At 71.1% G+C, this 16,441-nt stretch carries 16 protein-coding genes; 4 read left to right on the top strand and 12 right to left on the bottom strand.

Annotation, left to right across the window (positions count from 1 at the left end; genetic code table 11):
• The 4 genes from AB0903_RS27805 to rimP form a co-directional block, all read right to left on the bottom strand.
• Positions 1-555: translation initiation factor IF-2 N-terminal domain-containing protein (locus tag AB0903_RS27805; RefSeq protein WP_366707391.1), on the bottom strand; the 555-nt coding region annotated here is incomplete at its 3' end.
• Positions 556-705: 150 nt separating this feature from the next.
• Positions 706-984, bottom strand: coding sequence for a YlxR family protein (locus AB0903_RS27810; RefSeq protein ID WP_366707393.1), 279 nt, complete (start codon positions 982-984; stop codon positions 706-708).
• Between the two features lie 151 nt (positions 985-1,135).
• On the bottom strand, positions 1,136-2,131 hold the full coding sequence (nusA, locus tag AB0903_RS27815; RefSeq protein ID WP_366707395.1) for a transcription termination factor NusA: 996 nt from the start codon (positions 2,129-2,131) through the stop codon (positions 1,136-1,138).
• A gap of 2 nt (positions 2,132-2,133) precedes the next feature.
• The gene (gene rimP, locus AB0903_RS27820) at positions 2,134-2,631 is read right to left on the bottom strand and encodes a ribosome maturation factor RimP (RefSeq protein WP_366707397.1); all 498 of its coding nucleotides are present in this window, start codon (positions 2,629-2,631) and stop codon (positions 2,134-2,136) included.
• A gap of 152 nt (positions 2,632-2,783) precedes the next feature.
• Between rimP and AB0903_RS27825 the strand changes: the two genes are divergently transcribed.
• From AB0903_RS27825 to AB0903_RS27835, 3 genes are read left to right on the top strand one after another with little or no spacing between them, the layout of a single operon-like run.
• Positions 2,784-3,344, top strand: coding sequence for a hypothetical protein (locus AB0903_RS27825; RefSeq protein ID WP_366707399.1), 561 nt, complete (start codon positions 2,784-2,786; stop codon positions 3,342-3,344).
• Positions 3,341-3,802: a ferritin-like domain-containing protein gene (locus AB0903_RS27830; RefSeq protein ID WP_366707401.1), complete on the top strand. Its 462-nt coding sequence runs from the start codon at positions 3,341-3,343 to the stop codon at positions 3,800-3,802. Before AB0903_RS27825 ends, AB0903_RS27830 begins: the two co-directional genes overlap by 4 nt.
• Positions 3,803-3,834: 32 nt before the next feature.
• On the top strand, positions 3,835-4,698 hold the full coding sequence (locus AB0903_RS27835) for an aminoglycoside phosphotransferase family protein (RefSeq protein WP_366707403.1): 864 nt from the start codon (positions 3,835-3,837) through the stop codon (positions 4,696-4,698).
• Positions 4,699-5,321: 623 nt separating this feature from the next.
• Here the strand turns inward: AB0903_RS27835 and AB0903_RS27840 are convergent.
• The 7 genes from AB0903_RS27840 to AB0903_RS27870 form a co-directional block, all read right to left on the bottom strand.
• On the bottom strand, positions 5,322-7,016 hold the full coding sequence (locus AB0903_RS27840) for a proline--tRNA ligase (protein ID WP_366707405.1): 1,695 nt from the start codon (positions 7,014-7,016) through the stop codon (positions 5,322-5,324).
• A 65-nt stretch (positions 7,017-7,081) separates the two neighbouring features.
• Positions 7,082-7,663 carry a GNAT family N-acetyltransferase gene (locus AB0903_RS27845; protein ID WP_366707406.1) on the bottom strand — a complete coding sequence of 194 codons (582 nt, stop codon included), beginning with the start codon at positions 7,661-7,663 and terminating at the stop codon, positions 7,082-7,084.
• Positions 7,664-7,746: 83 nt separating this feature from the next.
• Complete coding sequence (locus AB0903_RS27850; protein WP_366707459.1) at positions 7,747-8,589, bottom strand: GNAT family N-acetyltransferase; 843 nt, start codon at positions 8,587-8,589, stop codon at positions 7,747-7,749.
• Between the two features lie 334 nt (positions 8,590-8,923).
• Complete coding sequence (gene ispG, locus AB0903_RS27855) at positions 8,924-10,093, bottom strand: flavodoxin-dependent (E)-4-hydroxy-3-methylbut-2-enyl-diphosphate synthase (RefSeq protein ID WP_366707408.1); 1,170 nt, start codon at positions 10,091-10,093, stop codon at positions 8,924-8,926.
• Between the two features lie 168 nt (positions 10,094-10,261).
• Positions 10,262-11,563, bottom strand: coding sequence for a site-2 protease family protein (locus AB0903_RS27860; protein WP_366707410.1), 1,302 nt, complete (start codon positions 11,561-11,563; stop codon positions 10,262-10,264).
• On the bottom strand, positions 11,560-12,810 hold the full coding sequence (gene dxr / locus AB0903_RS27865; RefSeq protein ID WP_366707412.1) for a 1-deoxy-D-xylulose-5-phosphate reductoisomerase: 1,251 nt from the start codon (positions 12,808-12,810) through the stop codon (positions 11,560-11,562). The genes AB0903_RS27860 and dxr overlap by 4 nt, the downstream gene beginning before the upstream one ends.
• 64 nt (positions 12,811-12,874) lie before the next feature.
• Positions 12,875-14,833, bottom strand: a complete 1,959-nt coding sequence (locus tag AB0903_RS27870) for an acyl-CoA dehydrogenase family protein (RefSeq protein ID WP_366707414.1) — start codon at positions 14,831-14,833, stop codon at positions 12,875-12,877.
• 473 nt (positions 14,834-15,306) lie between these two features.
• On the opposite strand from AB0903_RS27870, the gene AB0903_RS27875 reads away from it, so the two are divergent.
• Positions 15,307-15,603, top strand: a complete 297-nt coding sequence (locus AB0903_RS27875; protein WP_366707416.1) for a hypothetical protein — start codon at positions 15,307-15,309, stop codon at positions 15,601-15,603.
• A gap of 109 nt (positions 15,604-15,712) precedes the next feature.
• Here AB0903_RS27875 and AB0903_RS27880 read toward each other — a convergent pair whose 3' ends face one another.
• Complete coding sequence (locus AB0903_RS27880; protein WP_366707418.1) at positions 15,713-16,408, bottom strand: ester cyclase; 696 nt, start codon at positions 16,406-16,408, stop codon at positions 15,713-15,715.
• Positions 16,409-16,441: the final 33 nt, after the last annotated feature.

Here is a 16,441-nt window from a genome sequence, read left to right on the forward strand (position 1 = left end):
ACCCCCCTCACGCTGACCCCCCTCACGCTCCCCGCGGTAACGCTGACCCGCGGCCGGCGCCGGACTGCCCGCGCGCGGACCGGGGGTGGCACCCGCGGGACGCGGGGCCTGCGGTGCGGCGGGCTGGGCGGGAGCCGGGGCCGAGAACTCGGCAGCGGGCACCGGGGCCGCCGGGGCGGGCTTGGCCGGTGCGGGCTTGGGACCCGGCGTCGGACGCGGGCCGGAGGCCGGCGTCGAGGGAGGGGTGCTGCTGGCCGGAGCCGGCTTGGGAGCCGGTGCGCCGGGCTTGGGTGCAGCGGGACGTTCCGCCTGCGCCGGGGAGGGCGCTGCGGGCTTCGAGGGCGTCGCCTTGCGGGGCGCGCCAGGCTTTGCTGCGGACTTGCCGGCGTTGCCGCCGGGCCCCTGCAGCGCGTCAGTCAACTTGCGTACAACCGGCGCCTCGATCGTCGAGGACGCCGAACGGACGAATTCACCGAGTTCTTGGAGCTTGGCCATGACGACCTTGCTCTCCACGCCGAACTCCTTGGCGAGTTCGTATACCCGGACCTTAGCCACTTCGCTCCTTTTAGGTCCGGGTTACCGCCGGACCGTCGCTACTTCATGGGCGTACTCATCGCGTACTCATCGAGTGCTCATCGCAATCTCGACCTACTTCCGACTCGCGAGGTACCTGACCGCACGGTTATCCGTGCCGTACTTCTTCTCTTACGGTGCTGCCTGCTCGACATACCGCCGCACCGCGGCGGTCTCCAGCGGTCCCTGGACCCGGAAGGCCCTCGGGAACGCCCGGCGGCGGACCGCCAGGTCGAGACAGACCAAGGCGGGGTGCACGTACGCACCCCGGCCGGGCAGCGTACCGCGATCATCGGGGACGCACTCGCCCTCGATCACCACGATCCGCAGCAGATCGCTCTTGGCCGCTCGCTCCCGACATCCCACGCAGGTTCGCTCAGGGCACACGCGGGCGTGCGTCCGGCCAGACACGGTTAAGTCTACCTCCCCGCACCGACCTCACCCCTTGGGGGCAAAAATCGAACGGTTGTTGTCCTGATCCTGGTGGGCTCTTGGGCGGCACAGGTGAGATCCTGGGTGGCACCCGTCACAGGTGCAACCGGATTCCGCCCCGGGCCATTCCTCAGCCCCGGTCGTCGTCCTGCTCGGTGTCCGGTCGGATGTCGATGCGCCAGCCCGTGAGACGGGCGGCCAGGCGGGCGTTCTGCCCCTCCTTGCCGATCGCCAGGGACAGCTGGTAGTCCGGAACGGTGACCCGGGCCGAGCGGGCGCCGAGGTCGACGACCTCCACCTTGCTGACGCGGGCCGGGGACAGAGCGTTCCCCACCATCTCGGCCGGGTCGTCCGACCAGTCCACGATGTCGATCTTCTCGCCGTGCAGCTCGGCCATCACATTGCGCACCCGGGCGCCCATCGGGCCGATGCAGGCTCCCTTGGCGTTCAGCCCGGAGCGGGTGGAACGGACGGCGATCTTGGTGCGGTGGCCGGCCTCACGGGCGATCGCGGCGATCTCGACACTGCCGTCGGCGATCTCCGGGACCTCGAGCGCGAAGAGCTTCTTCACCAGGTTCGGGTGCGTACGCGAGAGCGTGACGGACGGGCCGCGCACACCCTTGGCCACCCGGACCACATAGGTGCGCAGCCGCAAACCGTGCGTGTACTCCTCGCCCGGCACCTGCTCCTGCACCGGCAGGATCGCCTCGAGCTTGTCGTCCAGCCTGACCAGGACGTTCTTGGGGTCCTTGCCCTGCTGCACCATGCCGGCGACGATGTCGCCCTCACGGCGGGCGTACTCACCGAAAGTGACGTCGTTCTCCGCGTCCCGCAGCCGCTGCTGGATGACCTGACGAGCGGTGGTGGCGGCGATCCGGCCGAAGTCCGACGGGGTGTCGTCGAACTCCTTGGGCTCCTGCCCCTCCTCCAGATCCGCCGGGTCCTCCTTGGCCCACACGGTCACATGACCGGTGTCCCGGCTGAGCACCACCCGGGCGTGGCGGCGGCTGCCCTCGGTGCGGTGGTACGCGATGAGGAGCGCCGACTCGATGGCCTCGACCAGCAGATCGAAAGCGATCTCCTTCTCCTGTGCCAAGCCCTTCAGGAGCTTCACGTCGATGTCCACGGCTACGCCTCCTCTTCCTTCGTGTCCTTGCGGTTGAACTCGATCTCCACGCGCGCCTTGGCGATCTCGTCGAACGCGACCCGGCGGGTGGTGGGTTTGCGCCCCTTCACACCCGGCACCTCGAGATCGAGCCCCTCGTCGTCCACGCCGAGGATGCGGGCGACCAGCTCTCCGCTCTCGTGCAGCTGCAGCTTCACCAGACGGCCGGTGGCACGCACGTAGTGGCGGTGCTCGGTCAGGGGTCGGTCGGCGCCGGGGGAGCTGACTTCGAGGACGTACTCGCCCTCGCCCATCGCGTCCGTCTCGTCGAGCTTCTCGGAGATGGCGCGGCTCAGCTCGGCGCAGGCGTCCAGCTCGACGCCGTCGTCGGAGTCCACGATGATCCTCAGCATGCGACGCCGGCCCGCCCGGGAGACCTCGATCTCTTCCAGATCCAGTTCCGCGGCGCTGACGAGCGGTTCCAGCAGCCCGCGCAGCCTCTCGCTCTGGGTGGTGCTCATCCGGGTGACTCCTCGGCCGCGTGTGCTGTTGTGGGATCGTCGCGTGTCGAAGACAGGGTATCCGGTCGCGGGGGGTGTTGCCGTCCACCCGCGAATGGCCCGCAGGTACGCTCGCCTGCGGCGATGATCACCGCGAACCCGAGGAGACACGCGTGGGGCGCACGGGGACGACACGCAGACGTGCGCTTCTGGCGACGGGGGCGGCAGCGGCGGGCCTGTTGACGGGCTGTTCGAGCGACGCGCCCGCCTCCCGGCGTACGCCGGGGCGCTCCCTCGACGCGGCCCGCGCCGAGGCCGCGCTCCGCGTGCGCCTGGTACGCACGAGCACCGCGCTCCGGGACGAGTACGACGCGGTCATCGCCCGCCATCCCGCACTCGCGGACCGGCTGACGCCGCTGCGTACGGAGGTCGCGGCGCATGTGGCGGCACTGGCGGGGCCGGGGGCGTCCCCCTCGCCTCCGTCCCCGTCCTCGCCGTCGTCCACGGCTTCGCCTTCGCTCTCGCCTTCGGGTGCCGCGACCCCCGCGTCCGCCGCGGCACCCGAGGAGCCCGCCGCCGCGCTGAAGGCGCTGGCGGCCGCCGAGCGCCGCACCTCGGACGGCCACACCGCGGCTCTCGCCGACGCCGAGCCCGAACTCGCCCGGCTGCTGGCCTCCGTCGCCGCGGCGGGCGCCGCACATGCGTACTTGCTGACGAAGGATGACGGCAGATGACCACGGTGGACGCGGACGCGCGCAGCGGTGCGAAGGCCCGGCTGGACGCCCTCCAGGCCGCGCTGGCTGCGGAGCACGCGGCGGTCTACGGCTACGGGGTGGTCGGCGGCCGGGTGGGCGACGACCGGGAGAACGAGGCCGCCGCCGCCCACGCCGCGCACCGGTCACGGCGGGACTCCCTGACGCGTACGGTGCGCGACCTCGGCGGGAAGCCCGCGGTGGCCGCCGTCGGCTACGACCTGCCCTTCCCCGTCCCGGATACCGCCGCCGCGACACGGCTCGCCGCCGTTCTGGAGGAACGCGTGGCCGGCGTCTACTCCGATCTCGTACGGGCCTCGGAGGGGCCCCTGCGTCTGGAAGCCGCCGGTGCGCTGCGCGAGGCGGCGGTCCGCGCCGTGCGCTGGCGCGGCAGCGGCGTAGCCTTTCCTGGGCTCGCCGAGCGGGCCGGCCGGGACTGACGAGGAAAACAGGAAAAGGAAACCACGGACGTATGGCTTTCGAACCGCCGCAGCGGCTGGTCCAGGCACTCGGTGAGAACGACGAGTGGCTGGCCCGGCTGCCCGGGACCGTCCAGGAGACGGTGGCCCGGCGGAAGCTGGACGTCGAACGCGCCGTCGCGCCGGGCGGCCGGAGCAGCCTGGTCCTCCTCGTACGGCAGCATGACGGCACCCCCGCCGCCCTGAAACTCGCCCCACCGGCCGCTGCCCCGGATCTCGAGCGGGCGGCCCTGGAGCAGTGGAACGGCTGGGGCGCGGTAAGGCTGCTGGACGCCACCGATCACGGGCTGCTGCTGGAACGGCTGCACCCCGAGGTCTCGCTCCGGTCGCTGCCGGAGGCCAAGGCGCTGCTGGAGGCGGCGGGCACGGTACGGCGGCTGTGGGTGGAGCCGCCGGCCGGCCACGGTTTCGAGACCGTGACACGGCGCACCGCACGCCAGGCCGACACGATGCGCAAGTCCGGCGAGCCGCTCGTCGCGGCGGCGCTGGCTGCCCGGGACGAACTGATCGCGTTCCCGCCCGAGGAGCTGCTGCTGCACGGCAACTTCCGCCAGGGCAAGGTGCTTTCCGGTGACCGCGTACCGTGGCTGGCGGTGGGCCCGGAGCCGCTGGTCGGCGAACGCGCCTACGACCTGGCGAGGTTGGTACGCGACCGGGTCGAGGACCTCGTCGCGTCTTCCGCGGGCCCGTCGGCGGCGCGCCGCCGCGTCAACAAGCTCGCGGACTCCCTGGAGGTGGACCGGGAGCGGCTGCGCGGCTGGACTCTGTTCCGGGCGGTGGAGTCGGGTACGCGCGCAGTGGCGGCGGGGCGGCGCGCGGAGGGCGAACTGGCGCTGGAGTTCGCGGGCTGGCTGTAGCGCGGCTGCTGCCCGTCCGGGCGGGCCGCTGCGCGGAGCCGGTCCCCGCTCCGCCCCTTCCCGAACCGGGGCAGGCCCCGGACCCCGCTTTACGGGGAGCTCGCCCCCCCGTGCCCCCGCGCCTGGAACTTCCGACGGCGCCGGATGCGCCCTCGCCGGCCAGTCCCATGTCGCGAAGCGCGCCCCGGCCGGCCGGGGCGTTGGTCCGGCGGACCGGTCCGCGGGCTGATGTGCCGCGCCGTGGCCTCCGGCCCGGCCGGCACTCGGGGCCACCGCGCGGAGCGGTACCGGCCGCGTGCGGAGGCCGGGGCGGAGGCCCGGAGCGTGCCGGCACATCCCGCCGGACGGCAGGGCCCGGGGCCCGGCGGCGGGGCCGCCCGAGCGGGTCCGGGCGAAACCCCGGCGCACCCAGCCAGCAGGCAGCACCCAGGGCGCAGCCGGCTCGCCACCAGTCCCCCGAGCCGACACGGCCATCCGGTAGCCACCCAGCCCGGCGCACCCGCAGAGCCGGGGAGCAGGGCCCCGGGGGCGGAGCCACCGAGCGGGCCCTGCGGGGTGCCCACATGCGGTGGAACCGCATGTGGGCACAGCGGAAAGGGGACAGCCCGCGCCGCGAGTCGGCGTCAGGCGCGCAGGCGCGCCACCGCCTCCGCGACCGGCAGCTCCTCGCGCTCGCCCGTCCGCCGGTCCTTCAGTTCCAGCACGCCGTCGGCCGAACGGCGCCCCGCCACCAGGATCTTGGGGACGCCGATCAGCTCCGCGTCCGTGAACTTCACGCCCGGCGAGACTCCGGCGCGGTCGTCGACCAGGACCCGCAGGCCCGCCTCGCCCAGCTGGTTCGCGACGTCGAGGGCGAGCTCGGTCTGGAGCGCCTTGCCCGCGGCGACGACGTGGACGTCGGCCGGGGCGATCTCGGCGGGCCAGCACAGGCCCTGCTCGTCGGCGGTCTGCTCCGCGAGCGCGGCGACCGCGCGCGAGACGCCGACACCGTAGGAGCCCATGGTCACTCGGACCGGCTTGCCGTTCTGGCCGAGGACGTCGAGCTGGAACGCGTCGGCGTACTTGCGGCCGAGCTGGAAGATGTGACCGATCTCGATCGCGCGGTCGAGCTTCAGGCCGGTGCCGCACGACGGGCACGGGTCGCCGTCCTCGACGACCACGACGTCGAGGTACTCGTCGACCTCGAAGTCCCTGCCCGCGACGACGTTCTTCGCGTGCTTGCCCTCCGCGTTGGCGCCGGTGATCCAGGCCGTGCCGGGCGCGACCCTCGGGTCGGCGACGTAGCGGACCTTCTCCAGGCCCTGGGGGCCGACGTAGCCGCGCACCAGGTCCGGGCGGCCGGCGAAGTCCTCCGCGGTGACCAGCTCGACACCGGCCGGGGCCAGGTGGTCGCCCAGCTTGCCGAGGTCGACCTCGCGGTCGCCGGGGACGCCGACCGCGACGATCTCGCCGTCGACCTTGACCAGCAGGTTCTTCAGGGTCGCGGAGGCCGGTACGCCCAGGTGGTCGGCGAGCGTCTCGATGGTCGGGGTGTCCGGGGTGTCCAGCTCCTCGACGGGGCCGTGGTCCGCGCCCTCGGCCGGGGCGAGCGCGAAGGTGACGGCCTCGGTGTTGGCCGCGTAGTCGCAGGAGGGGCAGTGGACGAACGTGTCCTCACCGGCCGGGGCGGGCGCCAGGAACTCCTCGGAGGCCGAGCCGCCCATGGCTCCCGAGACGGCGGAGACGATCTTGTGCTCGAGACCGAGGCGCTCGAAGATCTTGATGTACGCCTCGCGGTGCAGGGCGTACGACTCGGCAAGGCCCTCGTCACTGGTGTCGAAGGAGTAGGAGTCCTTCATCTGGAACTCGCGGCCGCGCAGGATGCCCGAGCGCGGACGCGCCTCGTCGCGGTACTTGGTCTGGATCTGGTAGAGGATCACCGGCAGGTCCTTGTAGGACGTGCACTGGTCCTTGACCAGCTGGGTGAAGATCTCTTCGTGGGTCGGCCCGAGCAGGTAGTCGGCGCCCTTGCGGTCCTTGAGGCGGAACAGCTCGGCGCCGTACTCCTCCCAGCGGCCCGTCGCCTCGTACGGCTCCTTGGGCAGCAGCGCCGGGAGCAGGACCTCCTGCGCGCCGATCGCGTCCATCTCCTCGCGTACGACGCGGGTGACGTTCTCCAGCACGCGCTTGCCGAGCGGCAGCCAGGACCAGATGCCCGCGGCGTTGCGGCGGACGTAACCGGCGCGGACGAGGAGCTTGTGGCTGAGCGTCTCTGCGTCCGCCGGGTCGTCGCGCAATGTCTTGATCATCAGACGGGACATGCGCTGGACCTGGGCCATGGTGAACTCCTGCTCGGAACGTGTGATGTGCAGGAGGTTAGCCGGGGCGTACCGGCAGGCGGAAATCAGTTCCCCGTGCCGCTCTCCCGCCGCAGTGGCAGCGGGGCACCCATCACGGCGTACGGGCTCGGGGCGCTGGGGAACAGGACCTGGCCCGCGAGGTCCTGGTAGCCGAGCTTGCGGTACAGGCCGCGGGCGGGGCTCTCGGTGTCGATCGCGGAGAGGATCGAACGGGGCTGGTCCGCGGCGTCGGTGAGGGCGGTGATCAGTTCGCGTCCTGTGCCGCGCCCCTGGAAGGCCGGATGGACGTGGAGTTCGGTGATGACGAACGAGTCGTCGAGCCAGCCGTCGGTCCCGGTCCTGCGCAGATACGGCTCGACGACGGTGGACCACCAGTGGGTGCGGTCGTTCGGCATGCCGTAGACGAATCCGACGAGCCGGCCGCCGGCCGTCGTGGCGCCGAGCGCGCGGGCTCCGGGGTTCTTCAGGTGGCGCAGCACGATGTACCGCCGGATGTCGATCTCGTCCTCGCTGAGGCCGAAGGCGAGCGCCTGTACGGCGAGCGCCTCGTCGACCCGTGCGGCGAGGTCGAGCGGTCCGACCACGGTGTCGGGGCCGAGGGAGCCGTCCCCGGTGAGTGCTGGCATGGCCGAACCCTACTTGTCGTCCCCGCCGCCGTGTACGGGGCGACGGGGATCGGATCGGCGGGCTCGTGACGGGTCTGCGGGAATCAGAACAGCACACTCATGAACGCGCCGACCTCACGGAAGCCGACCCGCCGGTACGAGGCCCTGGCGGCGGTGTTGTAGTCGTTGACGTACAGGCTGACGACCGGTGACACGTCCGCCAGTGCGTAGCGCAGGACGGCCGCCATGCCGGTCTCCGACAGGCCGCGGCCGCGGTACTCGGGGTCGACCCAGACGCCCTGGATCTGGCAGGCCCGGTCGGTGGCGGCGCCGATCTCGGCCTTGAAGACGACCTTGCCGTCGTCGATACGGGCGAAGGACCGGCCGGTGCCGACGAGTTCGGCGACCCGGGCCTGGTAGAGGAGCCCGCCGTCGCCTGCCATCGGGGAGATGCCGACCTCCTCGGTGAACATGGCCACGCACGCGGGCATGATCACGTCCACCTCGTCCTTGCGGATCCGGCGGACGTGCGGATCCGGCTCGATGTCCGCCGGTATCCGGTCGGTGATCATCAGCGGCTGGTTGGGGCGCACGTCCCTGGCCGGGCCCCAGTTCGGTTCGAGCAGCCGCCACAGCCGGGCGGTGGGCTCCGCGGGGCCGACGATGGACGAGCAGCGGCGCCCTGCCCGGCGGGCGCGGTCGGCGAAGGCGCGCACGGCCTCGGGGGTGGCGCAGATGGGGACGAGGTTGGCGCCGGAGTAGCACAGGGAGCGCAGGTGCCCGTCGGCATACCAGCCCCACATCTCACCGCCGAGTCGCCACGGGTCGAGCCCGGCGACCTGGACGCGGGACGTGACGAAAGCATTCGTCACGGGCTCGCTCTCGAGGATGGCGAGCGCTGCGCCGAGTTCGCCGGGGCCGAGGACCCGGGTGGTGGTCTGCGTCAACACGAGGGCGCCTCATCACACGGTTTGCTGGTCTTGGCACTCTACCCGGCTGGTCCGGGGGGCGGCGCGCGCACGGAAGGACCCCACCGACCGGCAGGGTCGGCGGGGTCCTGGAAAGGCTCCGGGCAGCGGATCAGCCGGGGTCGGGGCAAGCGGTCAGGCGCCGCCCCCGGGAGCGGCAGCCGGTCAGGCGCCTCGCTCGGGGGACGGGCGGATCAGGCGCCGGGTCCCCGACGAGGGCCGGTCAGGCACCGTCCTCGGGAGCGACAGCCGGTCAGGCACCGGGAGCGGGAACGGCAGCCGGTCAAGCGCCGCCCTCCACGGGACGGGCGGATCAGGCGCCGGGTTCGCCCACGGCCACGACGTCCGGCTTGCCGGAGGCGACGCCGTCCTTCTCCATCTGCTCGGCGATCTTCATCGCCTCTTCGATCAGGGTCTCGACGATCTTCGACTCGGGCACGGTCTTGATGACCTCGCCCTTGACGAAGATCTGCCCCTTGCCGTTGCCCGACGCCACACCGAGGTCGGCCTCGCGGGCCTCGCCGGGTCCGTTGACGACGCAGCCCATGACGGCGACCCGGAGGGGCACCTCCATGCCCTCCAGACCGGCGGTGACCTCGTCGGCGAGCTTGTACACGTCGACCTGGGCGCGGCCGCAGGACGGGCAGGAGACGATCTCCAGCCGGCGCTGGCGGAGGTTGAGGGATTCCAGAATCTGGATGCCGACCTTGACCTCCTCGGCCGGCGGCGCCGACAGGGAGACCCGGATGGTGTCGCCGATGCCCTCGGCGAGCAGCGCGCCGAAGGCGACGGCGGACTTGATGGTGCCCTGGAAGGCGGGACCCGCCTCGGTGACGCCGAGGTGCAGCGGGTAGTCGCTCTGCGCGGCGAGCTGGCGGTACGCGTTGACCATGACGACCGGGTCGTTGTGCTTGACCGAGATCTTGATGTCGCGGAAGCCGTGCTCCTCGAAGAGGGACGCCTCCCACAGCGCCGACTCGACGAGCGCCTCCGGCGTCGCCCTGCCGTACTTCTCCAGCAGCCGGCGGTCGAGGGAGCCCGCGTTCACACCGATGCGGATCGGGGTGCCGGCCTCGCCGGCGGCCTTGGCGATCTCCTTGACCTTGTCGTCGAACTGCTTGATGTTGCCCGGGTTGACGCGGACCGCTGCGCAGCCCGCGTCGATCGCCGCGAAGACGTACTTCGGCTGGAAGTGGATGTCCGCGATCACGGGGATCTGCGACTTCTTGGCGATGGTGGCCAGGGCGTCCGCGTCGTCCTGGGTCGGGCAGGCGACCCGCACGATCTGGCAGCCGGACGCCGTGAGCTCCGCGATCTGCTGCAGCGTGGCGCCGATGTCGGACGTCCTGGTCGTCGTCATCGACTGCACGGAGACAGGCGCGTCACCGCCGACGGCGACCGAACCGACCTGGATCTTCCGGCTGACCCTGCGGTCGGCGAGCTTCGTCGGAACGGACGGAATTCCGAGAGAAATTGCAGTCATCTGCTGTGCAACCCCAAGATGTGGATCGAGGTCCCGAGATCGGCGGGCTCCAGCACCCGAGATTACGGCACTGGCGTTCGGCCGGGCACATCGCGCACCGGAGTCCCACCGAAGGTGACGGCCGGACACAAAGGATGTCCGGCCGTCGGGGGTCGCGCGAAGGAGGTCTCAGCTGATCTTCACCGGGTTGACGATGTCCGCCACCAGTACCAGCAGGGTGAAGCAGATGAAGATGCCCGCCACCACATAGGCGACCGGCATGAGCTTCGCCACGTCGAACGGTCCCGGGTCGGGGCGCCGGAAGACCTTGGCGACGTTGCGCCGCACGGACTCCCACAGCGCTCCCGCGATGTGACCGCCGTCCAGCGGCAGCAGCGGCAGCATGTTGAAGAGGAACAGCGAGAGATTGAAGCCGGCGAGCAGCATCAGGAAGGTCGCGACGATGTTGGTCGTCGGCACGTCGAGGTTGAGGACCTCACCGCTGAGGCGTGCGGCGCCGACCACCCCGACCGGGGAGTCGTCCTTGCGCTCGCCGTCGCCGAAGGCTGCGTCCCACAGGTCGGGGACCTTGGAGGGCAGTGCGACGACCGCCTCCGCGCCGTTCTCGATCATTCCGCCCATACGGTCGACGGAGTCGACGAACGACAGCGGGAGGATCTCCGTCCTCGCGGCGAAACCGAGGTATCCGGCCGGGACGAACTCCTCCGGGACGACCTCACCGTCCTCGTCCTTCTTCGCCACCGTGTTCTCGATGAGCGTGGCCTGCAAGACCTGCTCCGTGCCGCCGCGCTCGACGGTGATGGTGGCGGGGCCGATCGTCTCCCGGATACGGGTCGACAGCGTGGCCCAGTCCTCGACGGGCGTGCCGTTGAACGCGACGATCTTGTCGCCCTCGCGCAGCCCGGCGGCGGACGCCGGCGACTGCGGGTCGCTCTTCGCGCAGGTGTCGCGCTTCTCGCTCTGGGCGATGACGCACTGCTGCACGCCGGCGACCTCGGTGGTCTGCGTCGGCGAGCCGAAGGTCATCATCACGCCGAGGAAGATCGCCACCGCGAGGATCAGGTTCATGAACGGACCCGCGAACATCACGATGACGCGCTTCCACGGCTTGCGTGTGTAGAAGAGGCGCGTCTCGTCGCCCGGCTTCAGCTCCTCGTAGGCGGCGGAGCGGGCGTCTTCGATCATGCCGCGCCACGGAGAGGTGGAGCGGGCCTCGATCCTGCCGTCCTGACCGGGCGGGAACATCCCGATCATGCGGATGTAGCCGCCCATGGGGATGGCCTTGATGCCGTACTCGGTCTCGCCCTTGTGCCGTGACCAGAGGGTGGGGCCGAAGCCGACCATGTACTGGGGCACCCGGATACCGAAGAGCTTGGCCGTGGACAGGTGGCCGAGCTCGTGCCAGGCGATGGAGAAGAGCAGCCCGACCGCGAAGAGCGCGATGCCCAGAAAGGTCAAAAGAATCGTCATGCGCGAGCCTCCGCCGTCGCCTTCGCCGCCGTCTCACGGGCCCTGGCCCTGGCCCAGGTCTCCGCTTCCAGGACGTCCGCCACCGTCAGGGAAGTTCCCGGGGGCGGGGTCCCGTGCTCGGCGACCACCTCGGTGACCGTATCCATGATGGCGTTGAACGGCAGCCGTCCGGCGAGGAACGCCTCGACACACTCCTCGTTCGCGGCATTGAACACGGCCGGGGCCGTGCCGCCCAGCTCGCCCACGTGCCGGGCGAGCCCCACGGACGGGAACGCCTCGTCGTCCAGCGGGAAGAACTCCCACGTGGACGCCGTGGACCAGTCGAAGGCGGGGGCCGCGTCCGGCACCCGCTCGGGCCAGCCGACGCCGATGGCGATCGGGCCGCGCATGTCGGGCGGGGTGGCCTGGGCGAGCGTGGAGCCGTCCATGAACTCCACCATCGAGTGCACGTACGACTGGGGGTGGACGACGACCTCGATGCGGTCGAAGGGGATGTCGTAGAGCAGATGCGCCTCGATCACCTCGAGCCCCTTGTTGACCAGGGTCGCGCTGTTGACCGTGATCACCGGGCCCATGGCCCAGGTGGGGTGGGCGAGGGCGTCCTCACGGGTGACGTGCGCCAGCTCGGCCCTGCTGCGGCCGCGGAAGGGACCGCCGGAGGCCGTCACGACCAGCTTGCGGACGTCGGCGCGGGTGCCTGCGGCGAGCGCCTGGAAGAGCGCGGCGTGTTCGGAGTCGATGGGGATGATCTGCCCGGGCTTGGCGAGCGCCTTGACCAGCGGCCCGCCGACGATGAGCGACTCCTTGTTGGCCAGCGCGAGTGTGCGGCCGGCTTCGAGGGCGGCGAGCGTGGGGGCGAGGCCGATGGAGCCCGTGATGCCGTTGAGCACCGTGTGGCACGGGGAGGCGGCGAGCTCGGTCGCGGCGTCCGGACCGGCCAGGATCCGGGGCGGCGGCTCGGTTCCGTACTGCCCGGCGAGCGCCTCGCGCAGCGCGGGCACGGCGTCCTCGCGGGCCACCGCGACCGTGCCCGCGCGCAGCCGGTACGCCTGCTCGGCGAGCAGGCCGACCCGCCCGCCCGCGGCGGACAGGGCGGTGACACGGAAACGGTCGGGGTTGCGCAGGACCAGGTCGATGGCCTGCGTACCGATGGACCCGGTGGAGCCGAGGACGACGATGTCCCGGCGGCCTTCGGCGGCGTCGAAGACGAGATGCGGGTCTGCGAGGGGTGATGGGCTGTCGCTCATCCCTCCATTGTGGCCGTACTCCCTGTCCGCTCGGACAGGGAGTACCCGCGCCGCAGCGCCGCCGTCAGCGGATCGGGCGGTGGACGTTCTCCTTCACCGTCGGGCCGGGGGTGGCATCGGCGATCCAGGGGCCTTCGCCACTCGCGTCGATCACACCTTCCTCCAGCCAGGTGTACGTGCCCGACAGGACGCCCTTGACGACCTTGCGGTCGAGGTCGTCGGTGTTCGACCAGAGGCGGTCGAACAGCTCCTCGACACGGATCCTCGCCTGGTGGCAGAAGGCGTCGGCGAGCTGGTACGCCTCCCGGCCGTGCTCCCCGGACGCCCGGAGCATGTCGGCGCGGACACAGGCGGCGCTCATCGCGAACAACTCGGCGCCGATGTCGACGATCCGGCCCAGGAAGCCCTGCTTCGTCTCCATGCGGCCCTGCCAGCGGGACATGGCGTAGAAGGTGGAGCGGGCCAGCCTGCGCGAGTTCCGTTCCACGTACCGCAGATGGGTGGAGAGGTCGCGGTGGCCGGCGGGGTTGAACTCCGCGTAGGTGCGGGGCAGCTGACCGGGCCCGGTGACGAGCTTGGGCAGCCAGCGGGCGTAGAAGGCGGCCGCGCCCACGCCGGCCTTGGCCTTGGCGGACATCGGCTTGTCCGGGTCGATGATGTCGCCGGCGACGGCGAGGTGCGCGTCGACCGCCTCGCGGGCGATGAGCAGGTGCATGATCTCGGTAGAGCCCTCGAAGATGCGGTTGATCCGCAGGTCGCGCAGCAACTGCTCGGCGGGTACGGCCCGTTCGCCCCGGGCCGCCAGCGAATCGGCCGTCTCGAAACCGCGGCCGCCGCGGATCTGGACCAGCTCGTCGGCCATCAGACAGCCCATCTCGGAGCCGTACAGCTTGGCGAGCGCGGCCTCGATACGGATGTCGTTGCGGTCCTCGTCGGCCATCTGGGACGCCAGGTCGACAACGGCCTCCAGGGCGAAGGTGGTCGCGGCGATGAAGGAGATCTTGGCGCCGACGGCCTCGTGCTTCGCGACGGGCTTGCCCCACTGCTCGCGTACCTCGGACCACTCCCGGGCGATCTTCAGGCACCACTTGCCGGCGCCGACGCACATCGCGGGCAGCGAGAGCCGGCCGGTGTTGAGCGTGGTCAGCGCGATTTTCAGACCCGCGCCCTCGGGCCCGATGCGGTTCTCCGCCGGGACTCGTACCCCATGGAAGCGGGTGACGCCGTTCTCGAGGCCGCGCAGGCCCATGAAGGCGTTGCGGTTCTCGACGGTGATGCCCTCGCTGTCCGCCTCGACGACGAACGCGGTGATGCCGCCCTTGTGCCCCTCCGACTTCGGTACGCGGGCCATGACGACGAGGAGGTCGGCGACGACGCCGTTGGTGGTCCACAGCTTGACGCCGTCCAGGACGTAGTCGTCGCCGTCCGGCACCGCCGTGGTGGCGAGGCGGGCCGGGTCGGAGCCGACGTCGGGCTCGGTGAGCAGAAAGGCGGAGATGTCGCTGCGGGCCAGCCGTGGCAGGTACTTCTGCTTCTGCTCGTCGGTGCCGAACTGCTTCAGCGGCTGCGGCACACCGATCGACTGGTGCGCGGACAGCAGCGCGCCGATCGCCGGGTTCGCCGAGCCGACGAGGGCGAGCGCCTTGTTGTAGTACACCTGGGTGAGGCCGAGGCCCCCGTACTTGGGGTCGATCTTCATGCCGAGCGCGCCGAGGTCGCGCAGGCCGTTGATCACCTCGTCCGGGATCCGGGCCTCCCGCTCGATGAGCGCGCCGTCGATCTTCGTCTCGCAGAACTCGCGCAGCTTCGCGAGAAACTCCTCACCGCGCCGGGTGGCCTCGCCGGTCGGCATCGGATGCGGGTGGATCAGGTCGAGCCGGAAACGTCCGAGGAACAGCTCCTTGGCGAAACTGGGCTTGCGCCAGTCCTGTTCGCGCGCCGCCTCCGCGACCTCGCGCGCCTCGCGCTCACTGATCTTCGGGGGTTGGGGCTTGTGCAGGGGCTTGTCCGTGGAAGCGGACATGAGGCTCACCTCGCCGCGAATCGGGGGCCGCCCAGGGCGTGTACCGGACGGTGCTACTCGTTCGTAGTACCCGATTCGGGGCACCTCCACCAGCCCGCGTACGACAGCCGGAGCCGTGGGGCCGCCGCCGCGCACGGCAACGAGAGCGACAAAGACCCGTCGCCGCAGGCGGCAGCAGGAGCGACGGAGGCGGCCCCGCACACGACAGCAGGAGCGAAACGAGGGCTTCCCCGCGCACGACAGCGGGAGCGACGGAGGCGGTTTCGCGCACGACAGCGGGAGCGACGGAGGCGGTTTCGCGCACGGCCGGCCGCCTGCGCCGACGACCCTCGCGGGCCCGACACCGGACCGGGCCGGACACCCCCGGCCGACCGGGGCGGCCGTACCCGCCCGGCTCAGCCCGACGCGCAGGCTGCTCGCCACGGTGGTCGACTGGCCGGACGGATCTGCACCACTTCGCAAGGGAACTCAGCATGGCGATCATCGTGGTTCTCGATATGCCGGGAATGACCCAGGCCCAGTACGAGCAGAGCGCGGAGAAAGTGGCCGGCCGGCCCGGCCCGGTCACGAGCCCCGCCGACTGGCCGGTGGCCGGTCTCATCTCGCACACCGCCGCCCCCACCGACGACGGCTGGCTCGTCGTGGACGTCTGGGAGTCCGAGGAGGCATTCCGGCAGTTCGGCGAAAGCCTGGTCCCGATCCTGCGGGAACTCGGTATCCCGGACCTTCAGCCGCGGGTCCACCCGGTTTTCAACGTGGTCACCCGGTAGGTGTTCCGCTGCGACCACGGGCGGGAGCGCCCCGGGCAGACGGTGGGCCCGGCAGTGGTCTGCCGGGCCCACCGTCGTTCAGCCCATCCGGGTGCGACGTCGATGTTGATCAGACGTCGACCGCACCGAGCTGCTTCAGGAGGCCGAGGTCGTCGAAGTTCCACCAGCTCTCCGCGATCTTTCCGCCCTCGCACCGGAAGGTTGCGTGGCCGGTTCCCGAGATCTCGCGGTCGGTGGCCTCCATGCCCTGGTACGTGCCTACGTGCCGCCCCTTGAACGACACCCGCACGCACACCGTGTCGCCCTCGGCCACCAGGCTCTCGATGGTGGCCACAGGTTCGAACGCCTCGATGATTTCCCTGTTCTCGGTCTTGGCCTGCGCGAGCCCCAGATCGTACGAGGACAGGGACGGGTCGTGCTCCCGGTAGTCCTCTGTGCAGATGGCGTCCGCCGCGTCGACGTTCTTCGCGTTGATCACGTTCTCGAAGAAGCTGCGGACCACGATCTTGTTCAGCTGCTGGTCCCGCATCACGTCGAGGTCCGTGAACGACGGCTCCTCTTCGCACAGGGCCACCATCTCCCGGAAGATCCGGTCCGTCTCCGGCAGCTGCGAGTTCTTCATCGCCTCCTCGTACGAGGGGAACTCCACGATCTCGACCACATGAGTCGAGTCGGCGCGATCACGCCCCACGATCGAGTGGGTGGCCGTCCGCTTGCCCTGCGTCGACTCGATCCAGGAGTCCATCAAGCTGTTCAACTCGTCGGCTCTGCTCGTCCTGCAGTCGATGACCTGCATGAATGTCATGACTTCTCCCATCGATCGGAGAGCTGGAGACAT

Source organism: Streptomyces sp. NPDC048389, assembly GCF_040706335.1.
Lineage (GTDB): Bacteria > Actinomycetota > Actinomycetes > Streptomycetales > Streptomycetaceae > Streptomyces.

What these genes read in the sequence shown, in the direction of transcription:
- rimP (WP_366707397.1), bottom strand. Translation starts at nt 2,631, where the DNA reads ATGAGCACCACCCAGAGCGAGAGGCTGCGCGGGCTGCTGGAACCGCTC.
- AB0903_RS27830 (WP_366707401.1), top strand. Translation starts at nt 3,341, where the DNA reads ATGACCACGGTGGACGCGGACGCGCGCAGCGGTGCGAAGGCCCGGCTG.
- AB0903_RS27835 (WP_366707403.1), top strand. Translation starts at nt 3,835, where the DNA reads ATGGCTTTCGAACCGCCGCAGCGGCTGGTCCAGGCACTCGGTGAGAAC.
- AB0903_RS27840 (WP_366707405.1), bottom strand. Translation starts at nt 7,016, where the DNA reads ATGGCCCAGGTCCAGCGCATGTCCCGTCTGATGATCAAGACATTGCGC.
- AB0903_RS27845 (WP_366707406.1), bottom strand. Translation starts at nt 7,663, where the DNA reads ATGCCAGCACTCACCGGGGACGGCTCCCTCGGCCCCGACACCGTGGTC.
- ispG (WP_366707408.1), bottom strand. Translation starts at nt 10,093, where the DNA reads ATGACTGCAATTTCTCTCGGAATTCCGTCCGTTCCGACGAAGCTCGCC.
- AB0903_RS27860 (WP_366707410.1), bottom strand. Translation starts at nt 11,563, where the DNA reads ATGACGATTCTTTTGACCTTTCTGGGCATCGCGCTCTTCGCGGTCGGG.
- dxr (WP_366707412.1), bottom strand. Translation starts at nt 12,810, where the DNA reads ATGAGCGACAGCCCATCACCCCTCGCAGACCCGCATCTCGTCTTCGAC.
- AB0903_RS27870 (WP_366707414.1), bottom strand. Translation starts at nt 14,833, where the DNA reads ATGTCCGCTTCCACGGACAAGCCCCTGCACAAGCCCCAACCCCCGAAG.
- AB0903_RS27875 (WP_366707416.1), top strand. Translation starts at nt 15,307, where the DNA reads ATGGCGATCATCGTGGTTCTCGATATGCCGGGAATGACCCAGGCCCAG.
- AB0903_RS27880 (WP_366707418.1), bottom strand. Translation starts at nt 16,408, where the DNA reads ATGACATTCATGCAGGTCATCGACTGCAGGACGAGCAGAGCCGACGAG.